Below are 16,194 nucleotides of genomic sequence, written 5' to 3'. Positions count from 1 at the left end.
GGCATGGATCTCAAGGCATGGCAGGAGATCATCGCACGGACCTATGGAGAACGGGACCGCCGGCGGGGGCTTTTCCCCACCTACGCCTGGTTTGTGGAGGAAGTTGGGGAGCTGGCGGGCGCCCTGCTTTCCGGAGATTCCGAGGAGCTGTCGCTGGAGTTCTCCGATGTCCTTGCCTGGTTGCTGTCGGTGGCCAATCTGGTGGGGGTTGACCTGGATGAGGCCATGGCACGCTACCAGAACGGCTGTCCCAAATGCGGCACATCGCCCTGCACCTGTCCCTATCAGGATCCCGTCCGCTCCTGAACCAGCGGATCGTTGACGGTTCAGTGCGGAATGCGTACACTCAAGCCCGACGGGGCGTAGCGCAGCCTGGTTAGCGCGCCTGCCTTGGGAGCAGGAGGTCCCCGGTTCGAATCCGGGCGCCCCGAGTTTTGCCCTTCGGATAAACATTCTGGAGAAGCCATGACCATGTCTGCAGGTTCCCCTGCCGTCCTGTATAATCCCCTTCGCTCATGAAAAGCCTGCGCGTTTCATTTCTTCTGGGTTTTCTTGTTCCGGCAACCCTTGGAAGCGGGGGGTGGGTCCGGATTCCACCTTCCGCCCGCTTTGAGGTGGTCCGCCCTCCCCTTGAACGGGACCGCGCCATCCGGACCCGCCTGCGCATGTTCCAGGCTGTCCACACCCCCGAGCTCGTGAAGCCCCGTCTCCAGAGAGCTGTCCTGGACTCGCCGGTCGTGATGCGCATCCTGGCCATCCGGGTCCAGTTCCCCGAAGAGATCCCGGACGATCCCCTCACCACCGGAAACGGCCGGTTCATCCTGGAACCCACCGGCGATCCCATTGACACCGTCACCCCCTGTGGAGACACCTTCTATAACCCGTATTACGAACCTCCCCATGATAAGACCTATTTTGAACGCCAGCTGGAGGCCCTGGCCCACTACGTCAACCTCTGGACCTATGGCCGGGTAAAGATCGAATGGCGGGTGGTGCCGGATGAGCCCGACAGCGCCTATGTGCTTCCCCATCCCATGCGCTATTACGGGGATGAAACCCATTTTGAACAGGGCCTTGTGAACCTGGCCCGGGATGCGTTCCTTATCGCCGACCAGGACCCCCGGGTGTCCTTTGAGGACATTGATCAGAACGGCACACGGGACTATGATGAGGGAGTCCTGCCCCGGTATGTCATCTTCCACGCGGGAAGCGCCTGGCAGACAGACCTCAACTTCGACACCCCCTATGACATCGCCGCCGTCACCCTCCCGCCCGGAATTTTTGACTATTATCTCGGTGTGCCCTATCTGGTCTTGAACGAGGGTCAGGACACGGTGTATGACGTGGCCATTCTCCCCGAAACCATGTCCCAGGACGGCGCCACCTTCATGCTCCAGGGGACCCTGATCCACGAAGCCGGTCATTTCCTTTTCTTCCAGCCCGATCTCTACGATGTTTATGGCCAGGGGGCCGGCATCGGCGCCTGGGGCATCATGGGGTCCGGGAGTTATCTCTCCGTTCCCGGGGCCATTCCCCCCGGACTCCTTCCTCCCCTCCCCAACGCCTGGGAGCGCTATTGGACCGACAGCATCGTCCACCTTCTGTGGGATGAGCCCTACGATGTTCGCCAGGGCCTGTTCGGGCCCAGTCTTTCGGTGATCTCCCCTCCGGACAGCCCCACGACGTTTTCCCTGTATCCCGGCATGATCCTGACGGATTCGGCAGGAGTGCTCCAGGAGAGTCCGGGCGCTCACCCCCGGTACCTCGCTGTTCGTCTCACACCGGAGGAGTGGTATTTCCTGGAATACAAGAAGGACAACCTGGGTGCCAACGATTCGGTGTACGTGTGCAACGGAGACACCCTGGAAACGGCGGTGTATGGCCGGTGGAAGGACGGAGTGGTGGTGCACTTCTACGGGGAGAACGACTATCTTCTCCCCGGTTCGGGCCTTCTCGTCTGGCACATTGACGACGGCATCATCCGCCGGGAATACGCCTACAACACCGTGAACGCAGTTCGCCCCATGGGCGTGGATCTGGTGGAGGCAGATGGGGTTCAGGACCTGGAAACCTTTGCGGTTGGGGGTGTGGAAGAAATTTTCGGAAGCTCTTACGATCCTTTCCGGGCAGGCCACAACGCCACCCTGGCTCCCTGGACGTTCCCACCTGCCCGCCTGAACTCCGGGGCTGATGCGCCCCTTGTGATCGAAAGCGTTTCAGATACAGGCGACTCCATGACCTTCACCCTCCGTCCTCCGGATCTCCTCCCCCCCTTCCCCATCCCCTTTGAGGGCACCACCGGTCGGTGGGTGACCCTTGCGAACTCCCGCCAGATCGTCCTTGTGGACCTCGGGGATCCCCTTTCGGATTCCACCCGTCCCGCCCGGGTGTTTATGTACCAGGGAAACACCTTCAGCCTGATCGTCCAGGCCCTATCCCCACGGGTGGACCTGGTGCCCTCGCCGGTTCTCTCCGGAGACACGCTGCTTCTGGTGTGGACGGATGGAACGGCGGAAGCGCTGGATCTGGTCCAGGGCATCACCCTGTGGCAAACCCGGCTACCGGTGCAACTTGCCCTCAGTCCCCCTCAGGTGGATTCCGGGAAACTGTGGATCGGGAGCGAAAGCGGGGAGGTGGTGGGGCTACGCCTGCAGGACGGGCAGATCGTTTTCCGTGCCTTTGTGGGCGAACCCGTGAGGGGGCGCTTTGCCCGGGTGGGGGACACCCTGATCGTCCAGTCCGTGTCCGGACAGTTTCATCTGCTTTCCATCTCAGGCCAGGAACGTCTTGCATCTTTTGGGATCACGTCCGGTGCCCTCACCACGGGAGGCCCCCTGGTGTTTCGTCGGGGACAGAATCTGGAAATTGCGGGATGGGTGAGCGACCGGGGTTTCGTCCGGTATGCTTCGGACGGCACCCTCCTCCACCATACGCCCTCATCGGGCACGAACACCGCTCCCTCGGTCGTGTATCGCGAAGGGAACATCCCGCGGGTGGCGGTGGTGCTGGATGCTCTCGTCCGGATCTATACCCCTGAGGGAGGGCTTGTGGACGTGGCTTCTCTCCCCGTGGATTCCGCCCACCCGGTTGTGGGCGCTGCAGGACTTGAGGGTGGACTTCTCCTTCAGATTTCCGGCATGGGAGCATACCTGGGCAACCGGGTGGTGGCCGAGGATTTTGCAGGGGGGGATCTCCCCTCTCTCGTGGACCTCAACGGGGATGGACGCCTGGAGGTCGTGGGTTTCACGGGAAGCCTTGTGTATGCCCGGAGTCTCACCGCTTCCGGAGTGGTGTCCTCTTCCCGGGATGTGCTTCAGCCCCTTGCGGTGTCGCCTTCTGCTTCGTCCTTCCGGGTCCGGGTGTTCCCCAACCCGGCATACCGGACGGGAAGGGTCTTCCTTCGGGTCACCAGCCCCGCTTCGGGAACACTGCGGTATGAAATCTTTTCCTTTGGTGGAGAGCGCCTGGAAGTCCGTCGTGTGCCTGTTTCTTCGGGACTCCAGGACATCCCCCTTCCGGTGGAGGGCCTTGCGGCCGGACCGTATTTTGTGGTGGTGGAACTGTCCACGCCTTCCGGAACCCATCGGGATCGGGTAAAATTCCTCCTGTCTCCCCGGGGGCTCCGTCCTTGAAAGTTCTTTTCTCATGCCCGAAACTTAAGGCCAAAAAAGGAGGTCCTGAATGAACGGCCGGGTCAAGATCCTTTATGCGGTGAACACCCTTCTGGCTCTTGTTCTGCTGTATATCCTCGTTGCCCCGCAGATCCGGGAGCGGGGAAAGGTGGAGGGGAAGATCCTCGTGGCACGCTCCCTCGGGGCCCTTCCCGTGTGGGTGGCCGAGGAGAAAGGTTTTTTTGATTCCACCGGCGTCCAGGTCACGGTGGACGTTTCTGCCCGCCGGGCGGAGGAGGTGGATGCCGTGGCGAACGGAAACGCCCAGTTCGGAGCGGGAACCATCTGGCTTTCCTTCGTTCCCGCCACCCTCCGCCGTCCTCTGGCCTACCGCTTCTTTGCCTTCACCTCCAGTTCGGTGGATCGCCCCATGACCGCCCTGATGGTGGCCACCAACCGCCGGGGACGCCCCCGTTACCGGTCCCTGAAAGCCCTGGAAGGGAAACGCATTGGCTACTGGAGACTCACGAAAGACGGCGACCTCCTGCGCACCATTCTGGAAAAGGAGGGGCTGGAAGTCCGCTCCTTTGTGTTTCTGCCCTTCAGTCTGAAGGACCTGATTCGGGCGTTTGAAGAAGGGAAGGTGGATGCGGCGGTGGTGTATGAGCCTGTGCGGACCTATCTTCTTTCCACCCGGAAGGCAGCCATTCTGGAAGACGGTTTCCTTGAGAACCGGGTGGGCTCGCCCTTTTTCCTGGACCTCATCTACACTTCCCAGTTGAACCTCACCCTGGGTGAGAAACGCCGGGCCACCATCCGGATGGGTCAGGCCATCCAGAAAGCCATCCAGTATATCCGCCAGCACCCCGAGGAGGCCCGGGCTATCGCCTGGAATCACCTGTTTGAAGGAGACACCACCCTCACCCCTCCGGACTCTTTCCCCCTTCCCGCCATCGTGACCCTGGAAGAGCTGTCTCCGGCGCAGCTTCGCACGTCCATCGAGCAGATGAAGGCCATGAACCTGATCTTTGTGGATTATCCGGTGGATTCCCTCTTCCCGCCTGCCGAACTCTTCCGTGCGCGCTGAGTTCACCCTCCCGCCACGGGAGGCGTTGAAGGACCTGGGTTCAGGACTTCTCATGGGGGGGATGGCCCTCCTGGCCTTCCCTCCCTTTTTGATTCCAGGCACGATTTTTGCTTTCGCCGCCCTTTTTTTTCTCCTCTCGGAGACCGCTGCGTCTCCCGGCCGGGCCTGGCTTCGCGGATTTGTGGCCGGCCTTCCCTTCTGGGCGCTCCACGCGGGCTGGATGCGGAATGTGCCCGTTCCATCCGGTGTGACCGTTCTGCTCTACGTGGGGGTGATCCTGGTGGTTCTTGTCCACAGCGCGCTGTGGGGACTTCTCGCCTGGGGGTTCCGCCGTGTTCGACCGGCCTGGCCCCTTTCGGCCTTCTTTGCCGCCGGACTGTGGGTGGGTTTTGAGCTCTTCCGGGCCCATCTTCCCCTCCTCGCTTTCCCCTGGTCCCCCCTGTGGGAAGGTGCCCTAGCCATGCCTTCCTTTCTCCAGGTCGTGTCCATCGTGGGACCCTACGGATGGACGTTTCTTGTGGTGGCCCTGTCTTTCGGCGTGGCACGCGCCCTCCGGGACGGACGGGGCATCGCCCTGTTCCTGTTTGCCGCCCTTCTGTATGGCGTCTGGACCCTGGGCCGGTATCTTCTGAATCACCCGCCGGAACCCGCCGGAGAGCTCCGGGTGGTGGTGGTCCAGCCGGCCGTGCTCCCTTCCGTGATCGGAGATCCCACCGAGTGGCCCCGGATGCAGGCCTCGTACACCCGTCTTCTCTCGGATCTCCCCGGGGATGTGGACCTGATGCTTTTTTCGGAATCGGCCTTTTACGGCGTGTATCCCTATCACCGATCCACCCGGGATTTCGTGGACAGTCTCCTTGTTGAAACGGGGGTTCCCATGCTGTTCGGGGATGTGTGGTTTGACGGGAAAACGCCGCACAACGCCGCACTCCTGCTCACCTCTCCCCGGAAGGTGGAAGGGGTGTACCGCAAGCGCCAGCTGGTCCCTTTCGGGGAATTTATCCCCGGGGAGCAGTGGATTCCTTTGCTTGGGAAGATCAACCTGGGTGGGGGACACTATCGGCCCGGCACGTCCGCAGATCCCATTTCCTTTGTCACACGTGAAGGAGATACGGTTCGGATCGGTGTGCTCATCTGCTATGAAGGGATCTTTCCCGACCTTGCCCGATCCACGGTGCGGGCAGGTGCGCAGGTTCTGGTGAATCTCACCAACGACGGGTGGTTTGGAAAGAGTCTGGGACCCCGGGAGCACTTCCACCTTCACCGAATCCGGGCGGTGGAGACGGGAAGGGCCTTTGTGCGGGCGGCCCGCACGGGAATCTCCGGACTGATTCTCCCCACCGGAGAGATGGCGGACACGCTGGGGCTCATGGAGGAAGGGCGTCTCGTGCTGTCCGTGCCCCTTTATGATCACAAAACCTTCTATGTTCTCGTGGGCGATGCTCCCTGGATCGTTCTTGCCCTGGTGGGCGTGCTCCTTCCCCTGCTCCGGAAAAGAAAAGAGGAGGACGGATCATGACGGGCTTTCTGATGGCACTGGTGGCGGTGTTTCCCCCGGATCAGGCCGTGTATGACTGGGTCCAGGCCCATCGCACCCCCACCCTGGACGTGGTGATGGAGGGCCTCACTCATTCCGGAGATGCGGACATGGTGGTGCTCGGGATGTTTCACGGCGCCCTTCTGGCCGATGCCCTCCACGACTCCCTGGCCTTTCATCATCTCAAAGCCGCCTATCTGGGGATGGCGGCCTTTGCCCCTGTCATCACCCTGCTGAAAGGCACGTTCAACCGGCCCCGACCCGAACCCCCCAGTCCCCGCTGGAACGCCTCCTTTCCGTCCGGCCACGCGGCCCTATCGTTTTATGTGGCTGGCTATTACACGGCTGCCTATCCCCGCTGGGAGATTCAGGTCCCCCTCCTTCTCTGGGCATCAGGGGTGGCGGTGTCGCGTGTATACCTTCGGCGCCACTGGCCCACGGATGTGCTGGTGGGAGGGGTCCTGGGATGGGTGGCGGGTCGGCTGGTGTATCGTTACCGGGAGAAACTCTGGAGTCTTCGGTTCTGATGGAGCCACCGGGCGGACTCGAACCGCCGACCTGCGGTTTACGAAACCGCTGCTCTGCCGACTGAGCTACGGTGGCTCGTGGGGGTTTTGATTATACACATCTTCTCCAGAAACTTCAATCCCCCGGCGAACGCTTGCGGCCCGTGTCCGGAAAGTTCAGGAATCCCTTGCTGTCCTGGATGATCACCTCCACCTTGTCCGAAAGTTTTTCGATATAGAGATACCGAAGGTATTCCGGATTTTGCTTCAGAGCACGGGAAACGATCTCAATGGCCCGGGCTTTTCCTTCGGCCTCCACCCGGGCGCGCTCAGCCGCTTTTCGGGCCCGCTCCAGCTCCAGATCCTCCTGGGCGAGGCGGGATCGGGCCAGAGCTTCCTGTTCAAACACTTTCTGAAACGCCACGGGAATCATCACATCCTGGAGGATCACCCGCTCCACCCGCATCCCCTCTTCCCCCAGAACCCGCGAAATGCGATCCCGGATCACGGTGGCGAGACTTTCCCGGGAAGCTCCGGCAAGCTCCCGGAGGGAAAGGCCGGCGAGAACATTCCGAACCGATCCCTCCACCAGGGTGTGGAGGGCACGGGTAAGGTCCTCCGGCTTCCACCGGGTGGCCACGTCATGGATCTGGCTGGTGTCCAGGGCATACCAGAGGGCCACCCGCACACCCGCCGACACCCCATCCCGGGTGGGGGCCCAGAGCCCCTCCTCCCCTTTTTCCGGCAGAAGCAACACCTGACGGGTCACGGGATAGGCTTGAACCCTTTCGGTGGGCCAGGGGGTCCAGAACCATCCCCGGACAACCGTTCCGTCGGGACGAACGGCCACCGAGCCGGGAGGAACAAGGCGGAATCCCCAGACAAACAGGGAGAGAACCCCAATTCCCACAAGCCAGACCACGTCCAGATTCCGCACCTTCCAGCGGGGGACCGAGACGAGTTCCCCGCCCCGCTCCACCAGGACCATGGTGAAATTCCGACGGACGAAAAGGAAAACACCCGCCGCAAGCAAGAGCAAAGCCAGGAGCGCCTGAATCATCTTTCCCCCTCCAGCAACGATGCCAGGGTGTGCAGAATCTGAAGATGGACTTCCTGAATCAGGGGGGTGGAGGCCGACGGCACCGCAATCACCCGGTCTGCAGGGAGATCCCGTCCCCTTTCCCCCGTGAGGACAAAGGTATGGACATCCCGTTCCCTGGCCACCTCAAGCAAACGGAGAATATTCGGGGATGTCCCGGACGTGGTGAGCGCCAGGAGCCCGTCTCCCGGCGTGCTCAACGCTTCGAGTTCGAAGGCCAGGGCTCCTTCATATCCGAAGTCGTTGGACAGGGCCGTGAGCGTGGCCAGGCTCCCGCCCAGAAGGACGGCGGGATAAGCATTCCGTTTGCGATGAAATCGGCCCACCAGTTCAGCCACAAGGTGATCGGCCTGGGCGGCACTTCCGCCGTTTCCTGCCACAAAAAGACGCCGGCCTTGCTGAAAAAGGCCCCGGATGTCCCGGGCAAGATCCTCCACCGCCTCCCCATACGTTTCCCAGAACGTTTGGTACAGCTGAATCCGTAGTTCAGGACGGAGTTCCCGCACGATGAATCCTCCGGATGCCCTGAGCGAGCCCCTCTCCATAATCCCAGGCTTCTTTCTCCACCTCCTCCCAGGAAATGGGAGTCGCCCCCAGATGCATCACCTCCCTTCCAGCCAGAAGAGTGGCAAACAGGGCGGACTCCTCGGGAGAAGCACCGCACATGAGGGCAAAGGCCATGCCGGCCAGGACCGCATCCCCCGCCCCCGTGACGTCAAACACCTCATGGCGGGTGGAAGGCAGGGCCATCTGTTCCTGCTCCATGACGAGCACCATCCCCTCGGGGCCCAGGGTGACGAGAAGATACTCCACACCGAGCGTTTCCCGTGCACGGAAGAGCCCCTCACCGGTGAGGGGAAACCGACCCCATGCGCCGTATTCCGCCCGGTTGGGTTTCAACAGGGTGACGCCCCGGAAGGCGTCCATGTGGACGGGCTTGGGGTCCACCAGGATGGGGCGATCACCGCAGGCCTCCAGAAGATGAGGAATGCGTTCCGGGCTGAACACGCCCTTGGCATAGTCCTGAAACACCACCCCGTCCACCTCCGGGATAACGGATCGAATCCGATCCAGAAGAACCAGGAAATCCCTCTCCGAAAGAGGGGAGGGATCTTCCCAGTCCAGACGGGCAAGTTGCTGGTTCCGGGCGATCACCCGGATCTTGCGCACCGTGGGGCGATCCGTCGGAACAAGCCCTTCGGCCGAAAGGCCCACCTCCCGGAGAAGGGAACGAAGGGTGGAGGCTTCCTCATCCCGCCCCGTTGCACCGATCAACACCACGTCCGCCCCCAGGTTTGCCAGGATGGCCGCCACATTGGCCGCCCCACCCGGACGGTATTCCTCCCGTTCCACCGCCACCACGGGAACCGGCGCCTCGGGACTGATCCGTTCGGCGTCCCCAAACCAGTAGCCATCCAGCATCACGTCTCCCACCACCAGGATCCGGGGACGCGCCCCGCGAAGCCGGGCGAGAAGTTCGTCCACCTTCATGTCGCTTCCATCTGATACACGCTGTGGGTGTTGTGCCATAGGATCTCGGCAAGGGACTCCGGTGGGGTTCCGCGCAGCTGGGCAAGAAACTGGAACGTGTGGACGAGATACGCAGGTTCGTTCCGCTTTCCCCGGTGAGGAACAGGCGTGAGGAAGGGGGCATCGGTTTCGATCAGAATCCGGTTTTCCGGAAAGGTCGCCGCCACCTCCTGCAGGGGTTGTTCCTTTTTGAACGTGAGGATCCCCGAAAAGGAAACCACAAAGTTCGGAAAATCCACCCGGATATGATCGGCTTCGTCCGGTCCCCCGGTGAAACAGTGGAACACTCCGCCGGGCAGGTCATCCTTATACTCTTCCAGGATCCGGAACGCATCGTCCCAGGCATCCCGAAGGTGGAGGATCACGGGTTTCTGAAACTCGATGGCCAGTTCCAGGTGGTGACGGAACACCGCCTGCTGGACATGGCGGGGGGCGTAGTCCTTGAAATAGTCCAGGCCCGTTTCCCCCACGGCCACCGCCTGCGGGTGGCGGAGGGCTTCCCGGATCTGGGCCTCACGGTCTTTTGAAAACTTCGCCGCTTCATGGGGATGGGTGGCTGCAGAAAACACGAAAATATCCGGGCGGGCTTCCACCATCTCCATCGCCTTCCGGATGGTCCGGGGATTATACCCCACCAGATTCATCCGGACCACACCTGCCTCCAGCGCCCGCTCGATCACCTGCTCGCGGTCTTTGTTGAAGGCGTCGTCGTTGATGTGCGTGTGGGTATCAAACAGCTTCAGCGTGTTCACTTCTTCTCCTGCCCTTCCGGTTTTTTCCCGGTCATGGTACAGGTCCCGTCGAACAGAACCCCGTCGTGGACCACCAGGCGTTTGCACTCCAGGTCCCCGTGAAACCGGGCTCCGGCCTCAAACTCCGCCCGCTCCTGCACCACCAGTTTCCCCTTGACGGTTCCCGCCACCAGCGCCGAGTGGGCCCGGATCTCTCCATCCACCACACCGGTTTTCCCCACCACCAGGTGACCTTCCACCCGCAGCGTACCCTTGAGCCTTCCATCCACCCGGGCACCGCCCTTGATGACCAGGTCTCCCTGGAGATTGGCCCCTCCTCCCAGAATGGTGTCCAGTTCCTGCTGTTTGGCCATGCCTTGCCTCCCGTTCAGGGGATGATCAGAATCCCCGTGGTTTTTCGATCCTGTCGGGTTCCGCTGTTCCAGGTGAGCACGGCAAAATACACCCCGCCTCCCAGTCGCCACCCCGTGGTGCTCTGCCCCTGCCAGGTCCAGCGATGAAAGCCGGCGGGGAGAAAGGTTTCCGGAACGCGATACACTTCCTTTCCTGCGATGCTGAAGACCTTGAGGGAAACGTACCCGGCTTCCCCAAGAAGGAAGGTGAAGAAAAGGGGTGTGGCCCCCCGTTTCCATGGATTGGGGTAAGGCAGGAAGGATACGATGCCCTGACCCGTGGCCTGAAGGACGCCCACGGGAAAGCGCCGGATGGTGGTCTGTCCCACATTGTCCCGGGCCTCCACCACCAGGTCAAAAGAATCGCTGGCCGGGAGGGTGAGTTGGGCTTCCACCACCGCCTGCCGGAAGTCTCCCGGAGGAAAAGCGAGTTCGGAAGAAAGGTCCCAGGAAGATGAAAGGGCCGTCACCCGCACCCCCCCCTGGAGGGCAATCCCCTCGGGATCCTGAAGAACCAGGCGAAGCCGGGATTGTTCTGGAACCACCACCTTTTTCCCCTCCTCCAGGGGCGTTTCTTCAAGCCACGCCTGCACCTCCGGTCCTCCGCCGATGGGAACCGTGCCCGAAAGGACATAGGGCCTTGCGAGAGCCAGAGATCCCGCGCGGCCTTTCGCCTCCACCAGCACGAACTCAAGGCTGTCCACCCCCTGGAGGACCGGAACGAACACCTCACCCGCCACCTGCGGTCCCGTCACGGGACCCGTGAAGAGGGGGACGGATGGACGGGTGTAGGTGATGGTCACCCCGCCCACATAAGTGGTGTCCCGGGGGGGGATCCGCAGGGACGTCATATAGAGGGAATCTTCGGCCGAGGCCGTGTAGGTAACGGCTTCACCGCTTCGGAACGTGTCCGGAAGCGCAACGTTCCAGGTGGTGGCTGGTTCCGGAAACCGGAAGATCACAGCGGGGTCTCCCAGGAGGAGATAATAGGGCTGGTTCTTTCCATACAGATACAGTTCGCCGAGGGGAAGGGAATAAGACAGGGCGGACTGGATCATGGTGATCACATACACCTCGTTGGCAAAGGCAAAGGAAAGGGCCGAGGAAGAAACCGTCCCGATGGCAATTCCCTTCTTCAGAAACAGTTCCCCCAGCACCGCTTCGGGTTCAACACGGTCAAAGGCGCCCACCTTGCAGGAAGCAAACACCGCCAGGGTGGGACGCTGAGAGGCCTGAAGGCGGGAATACGCCGAAGGGGGAAGGATGTTTTCGTGGGTCAGGGTCACGGGATTGCCGTGTCCGAAAAAGTTCAGAAGGAGGCTCCCCCGGTTGAAGGCGTCCACCAGGGCATCCTGGCCCCGGATGGACCGCTCGCTCCGGGGATACTGAATGAGATACACGGGTGTGGTCTCCATGAAGGAAGGAAGGGCCTGATACACCCGCTGGGTGGACTGCATGTGGAACGCTTCGGAGGAGCGGCCTTCGGCGTATTCGTCGTCCGAGACCAGGACCACCCGGTTGCGCCACATGCCCGTCACCTCACCCCGCTCATACCGTTTCATCATCTCAAGATAAGCGAAGGCTTCATCTGGAGACCGCACGGGCAGCCGCCCGATAAAGAGTTCGCCCGCCACCGCACCCCCGCTGGCGTCCAGGTCCACAAAAAATTCATCCCAGGCTCCCCGGATGGCAAACTCGTTCACGTCAATGGCTTCAAAAGGTTCATAGGGGGGAATCAGGTTGCCCCCTGTGCCGGTGTAATTTTTGTAATCATAGGTTCCATCTCCCAGAAGCAGCACAAAGGTGCTTCCAGGCTGGACCAGATTTTCCTGGGCAAGATACACGAAAAAGTTTCGGAGGGCCACCGGATCCCGGACGCCGAATCCAAAGGCTTCAAAAATGTCCTCGATGGCAAAAGCTGTCACGCCTCCGGTTGAGTAGACCCATTGCGTTCCGTCATACCGGGGGATGCGAGTTCTCCTCCAGTCCAGATAAGGGCCCACCACCGCCCCCAGGGCACGGGGATAAATAAGCACGAAGTCCGCGGGCGTGGAGACACTCCAGAGGGCGTTGAGATCCACCGCACGGAGATCAGAAGGCTGAAGAGGAGAGGCCACAAGAAGCAACCGCGTGCTGTCCACGACGCGCCAGGAAAATTCCGTCTGGCCACTGGCGGCCTGAAGCCCCCCAACCCGCACAGGCCTCAGTGGATCCGTCACGTCCAGCACCCATCGGGGATTCCCCTGGACCTGAAGCCTGCGAAGGCCCGTGTCCTGCGGAGAGAAATGCACCAGACGCTGATCGGTCACCGCAAGCCGGGCACGGTAGGCGAGTTCCACCCAGTCCAGATAGAGGAGGTCATCTTCCGGCCGGTACCACCGGAAGGTAAACCGGATGGATCCCGAAGGAGGGAGGGCTTCCACACTGTCCCGACACCCCCCCACGCAAGCGTCGGTGATGTAGGGACGCAGGCTGTCCGTGCCGGAAGAGGAGCCCATCTGCCAGCGGATTTCCCGGTAATCGGCATATTCCCGACCGGACACAAAGGCAAACCGGAGTTCGCCTGGTCCGGACGGGAGGGGATCCAGACGGTACGCGACGCTGGTATCCAGAGAGCTCACACCGGCAGGACGGAAGATTTCTTCCCCCTCCCACCGGAGACCCTTGCGAGCCAGGTTGACGAGATTCCGTTCGTGCCGAAAGAAAAAAAGTCCCTCGTTGAGCACGGTCCCGCCGGTGAGGGCAGATTCGGGCATAGTCGGAGAGGGGGTGGTGCCCACGCCCAGATAGCAGAAAACCCTGTCCGTGTAGGGGTGTTCAAACCACCGCCACTCCCCCGAAGAAAACCGGTATCGCCGGGGACCTTCGGCATAGAAGAAAAGGGTGTCCCCCACCTCCAGCACCCCCGGCGTCCCACCGTCCTGAAGGAGAACCGGAACCCGCTGGAGGGCGGCGAATACATCCGTCACGTTCTGGCCGTCCAGCGTATCCCCATCCGTGCAGAACACCGCCACGGCGTCCGTGCGCACGCCTTCCAGACCCAGGGAAGCAAGATCCTTTCCCGTGAGGGCATACAGTCCGGAACGGGGAATCCCCATCCGGAACCATAAATTCGCCAGAGGGGGGGCGCTTTTTTTCAGTGTGCGCTGCGGAAGGGAAACCAGATGCTCCGGATTGATCACGAGATGGGAAAGGAATCCCGGAGGTGTTCGCTTGTTCCCCGTGCGCCGGTGGATGGGAATCCGAACCGTCAGGGCGCGGAGGGCTTCCACCCGACCCTGCCCATACCGGAGGAGGGGAACCCGCACCGTGGCATAGGGAAAGCCCTGGACCCGGTGAACCTGTACGGCGGGCTCAATCCGGGAGTCAGGAACAGAAGTTTCACGAAAAACCACACGGATGTCCAGTCCATCCCGGTCCACCTGGAGCTCCGGAACCCCCGGCAGGACAATCCCCTGCCAGGAGGGCTGGAAAGAGGCCTCACCGGATGGAAGACCGGGAAGGGCCACGTGAACGTCCACGTAGGGAATGTAGGGACGCCGGGAAAGGGCGGGAAGGGTGGCGTTCCGAATCTCGTTCTGGAGTTCTACCATGTCTACAGAGATCACGATGTCCAGGACCGTCGAACGATCCACCACCTCGGTGCGCACCAGGGTGCCGAGAAAAACCAGTGTAAGAAAGGTCATCACCACCTGCCGGGTTCAGTCCTCCAGGGGTTCGGCATCTTCCAGAAGAAAGTCCGGAATCCCGTCAATCACGGGGAATTTGAGTTTGCAATGCCGGCAGAGAAAGACGTTGTCTTCCTTGCGATATTCCACCGGCTGCTTGCACTTTGGGCAGGCCAGGATTTCCAGGAGTTCATCCAGGTGTTCCGGCGGAATGGTGCGGTCCCCCTTCACCGGCATCTCATTCCTCCCACGTGTCGATCTGGGCTTTCTGGAGTTTGCCGGAGAAGTCAATGTACACCGTCTTCCACTCGGTGAAGATGTCAAACACCGTCCAGCCCCCTTCCCGGGCACCGTTCCCGGTATCCTTCACGCCGCCGAAAGGCAAATGGGATTCCGCCCCGATGGTGGGGGCGTTCACATAGGTGATCCCGGCTTCCAGCTCCTGAACGGCCCGCATGGCCTCCACGGTGTCCCGGGTATAGATAGACGACGAAAGGCCATAGCGCACGGCGTTGGCCACCTGGATGGCCTCTTCAAAGGACTTCACCCGGATCACGGAAAGCACGGGACCAAAGATCTCTTCCTTGAAGATGCGCATCTGGGGGGTCACGTCCTCAAAAATGGTGGGTTCCATGAACCACCCTTCGGCATAGGGGCCGTCGGTGAGCTGCTTCCCGCCATAGGTGAGACGCGCCCCCTCCTCCTGACCGATCTTCACATACATGAGATCTTTCTCAAGCTGGGTTTTGTTGATCACGGGCCCCATCTCCACCTCGGGATCCAGCCCGTCCCCGATTTTGATGCGGGCAACCCGATCTTTGAACTTCTCCATGAAGGCGTCATAGATGGCCTCGTGGAGGATAAGACGGCTGGTGGACGTGCATCGCTGGCCTGTGGTGCCATACGCGCCCCACACCGCGCCCTCCACCGCAAGATCCAGGTCGGCGCTGGGCATCACGATCTGAGGGTTTTTCCCGCCGAGTTCCAGTGAAACCCGTTTCAGACGACGGCCCGCCGCCTCATAGATCTTCTTTCCGGTTTCCGTTCCACCGGTGAAGGCGATGATCTTGATGTCCGGATGTTCCACGATGGCCCTTCCGGCAATGCCTGCGCCAAACACCAGGTTGAACACGCCGGCCGGAAGCCCCGCTTCTTCAAACACTTCCACAAAATAGCTGGCGGTGAGAGAGGCATCAGGGGCGGGTTTGAAGATCACGGTGTTCCCGGCAGCCAGGGCAGGGAAGATCTTCCAGGCGGGGACGGCGATGGGGAAGTTCCAGGCGGTGATGATGCCGGCGATCCCCACCGGGGTGCGGAAGGTCAGGGCGTATTTGTTGGGGAGTTCCGAGGGAGTGGTGTAGCCGAACATCCGGCGGGTCTCGCCTGCGGAGTAGAACGCGGTGTCGATGGCTTCCTGCACGTCACCTTCGGCTTCTTTCAAAACCTTCCCGATTTCCCGGGTCATCACCTGGGCAATCTCCTTCTTCCGGGCCAGGAGGATTTCGCCAGCTTTCCGGAGGATTTCTCCACGTTTCGGGGCCGGCATGCGGGACCAGATCCGGAACGCCTCTTTCGCAGCGTCCACCGCCTTCTGAACGTCCTCTTCCGTGCTGTCCGGGAACACGCCCAGAACCTCGTCCCAGTGCGCGGGATTCCGGCTTTCAAAGGTTCGGGACGACGTGGAAGGGACCCATTTTCCGCCAATGTAGTTCTTGAAGACCTCCATGATACGCCTCCTGTGTTTTGCCGTGTGGGCTTATGATAAAGCATGCCGCACGCACGATTCGGCGGGACCGGTTCGGATGCCGTCCCGGAGAACGTGGATGTTGACCTTCGGACAAACGTTTGGACACCCCCACCCCAACCCTCCCCCGTCGAGGGGGAGGGAGTACCAATCCATCCACGGTTTCACAGTGTCTTCTCCCCTCCCCTGGTGGGAGGGGCAGGGGGAGGGGGCTATGGGCGTCCTCGATTGCGTCACCTGGAGCGAGAACGTGATGTCCGAACCTATG

The 16,194-nt window shown here is 61.4% G+C and carries 13 protein-coding genes and 2 tRNA genes; 6 read left to right on the top strand and 9 right to left on the bottom strand.

Annotated elements, in window-relative coordinates; all coding sequences use genetic code 11:
* Positions 1–3 precede the first annotated feature (3 nt).
* The 6 genes from AC6HU3_RS10430 (at position 4) to AC6HU3_RS10405 (ending at position 6,762) form a co-directional block, all read left to right on the top strand.
* Positions 4–306: a MazG nucleotide pyrophosphohydrolase domain-containing protein gene (locus tag AC6HU3_RS10430; protein WP_497473693.1), complete on the top strand. Its 303-nt coding sequence runs from the start codon at positions 4–6 to the stop codon at positions 304–306.
* Between the two features lie 50 nt (positions 307–356).
* Positions 357–431: transfer RNA gene (locus AC6HU3_RS10425), tRNA-Pro, on the top strand.
* Between the two features lie 84 nt (positions 432–515).
* Complete coding sequence (locus AC6HU3_RS10420; RefSeq protein WP_497473692.1) at positions 516–3,632, top strand: outer membrane protein assembly factor BamB family protein; 3,117 nt, start codon at positions 516–518, stop codon at positions 3,630–3,632.
* 49 nt (positions 3,633–3,681) lie between these two features.
* Positions 3,682–4,698, top strand: a complete 1,017-nt coding sequence (locus tag AC6HU3_RS10415) for an ABC transporter substrate-binding protein (protein ID WP_497473691.1) — start codon at positions 3,682–3,684, stop codon at positions 4,696–4,698.
* A 61-nt stretch (positions 4,699–4,759) separates the two neighbouring features.
* Entirely contained in the window at positions 4,760–6,217 is a 1,458-nt protein-coding gene (gene lnt / locus AC6HU3_RS10410) for an apolipoprotein N-acyltransferase (RefSeq protein WP_497473690.1), read from the top strand.
* Complete coding sequence (locus tag AC6HU3_RS10405) at positions 6,214–6,762, top strand: phosphatase PAP2 family protein (RefSeq protein ID WP_497473689.1); 549 nt, start codon at positions 6,214–6,216, stop codon at positions 6,760–6,762. The genes lnt and AC6HU3_RS10405 overlap by 4 nt, the downstream gene beginning before the upstream one ends.
* On the opposite strand, the gene AC6HU3_RS10400 is transcribed toward AC6HU3_RS10405, so the two are convergent.
* The 9 genes from AC6HU3_RS10400 to AC6HU3_RS10360 form a co-directional block, all read right to left on the bottom strand.
* Positions 6,763–6,838 (bottom strand) — tRNA-Thr (locus AC6HU3_RS10400).
* A gap of 39 nt (positions 6,839–6,877) precedes the next feature.
* Positions 6,878–7,801 carry an SPFH domain-containing protein gene (locus tag AC6HU3_RS10395; protein WP_497473688.1) on the bottom strand — a complete coding sequence of 308 codons (924 nt, stop codon included), beginning with the start codon at positions 7,799–7,801 and terminating at the stop codon, positions 6,878–6,880.
* On the bottom strand, positions 7,798–8,346 hold the full coding sequence (locus tag AC6HU3_RS10390; protein WP_497473687.1) for a D-sedoheptulose-7-phosphate isomerase: 549 nt from the start codon (positions 8,344–8,346) through the stop codon (positions 7,798–7,800). Before AC6HU3_RS10390 ends, AC6HU3_RS10395 begins: the two co-directional genes overlap by 4 nt.
* Positions 8,327–9,331: a bifunctional heptose 7-phosphate kinase/heptose 1-phosphate adenyltransferase gene (locus AC6HU3_RS10385; RefSeq protein WP_497473686.1), complete on the bottom strand. Its 1,005-nt coding sequence runs from the start codon at positions 9,329–9,331 to the stop codon at positions 8,327–8,329. The genes AC6HU3_RS10390 and AC6HU3_RS10385 overlap by 20 nt, the downstream gene beginning before the upstream one ends.
* Complete coding sequence (locus tag AC6HU3_RS10380; RefSeq protein WP_497473685.1) at positions 9,328–10,122, bottom strand: TatD family hydrolase; 795 nt, start codon at positions 10,120–10,122, stop codon at positions 9,328–9,330. The genes AC6HU3_RS10385 and AC6HU3_RS10380 overlap by 4 nt, the downstream gene beginning before the upstream one ends.
* The gene (locus tag AC6HU3_RS10375; RefSeq protein ID WP_497473684.1) at positions 10,119–10,475 is read right to left on the bottom strand and encodes a bactofilin family protein; all 357 of its coding nucleotides are present in this window, start codon (positions 10,473–10,475) and stop codon (positions 10,119–10,121) included. Before AC6HU3_RS10375 ends, AC6HU3_RS10380 begins: the two co-directional genes overlap by 4 nt.
* Positions 10,476–10,489: 14 nt before the next feature.
* The gene (locus tag AC6HU3_RS10370; RefSeq protein ID WP_497536319.1) at positions 10,490–14,200 is read right to left on the bottom strand and encodes a C25 family cysteine peptidase; all 3,711 of its coding nucleotides are present in this window, start codon (positions 14,198–14,200) and stop codon (positions 10,490–10,492) included.
* Between the two features lie 15 nt (positions 14,201–14,215).
* Positions 14,216–14,419: a Trm112 family protein gene (locus AC6HU3_RS10365; protein WP_497473683.1), complete on the bottom strand. Its 204-nt coding sequence runs from the start codon at positions 14,417–14,419 to the stop codon at positions 14,216–14,218.
* 1 nt (position 14,420) lies between these two features.
* Entirely contained in the window at positions 14,421–15,908 is a 1,488-nt protein-coding gene (locus AC6HU3_RS10360; RefSeq protein ID WP_497473682.1) for an aldehyde dehydrogenase family protein, read from the bottom strand.
* Positions 15,909–16,194 lie beyond the last annotated feature (286 nt).

This window comes from Caldifarcimen microaerophilum, from assembly GCF_055387105.1.
This window is presented reverse-complemented; position numbering and strand designations above follow the sequence as displayed.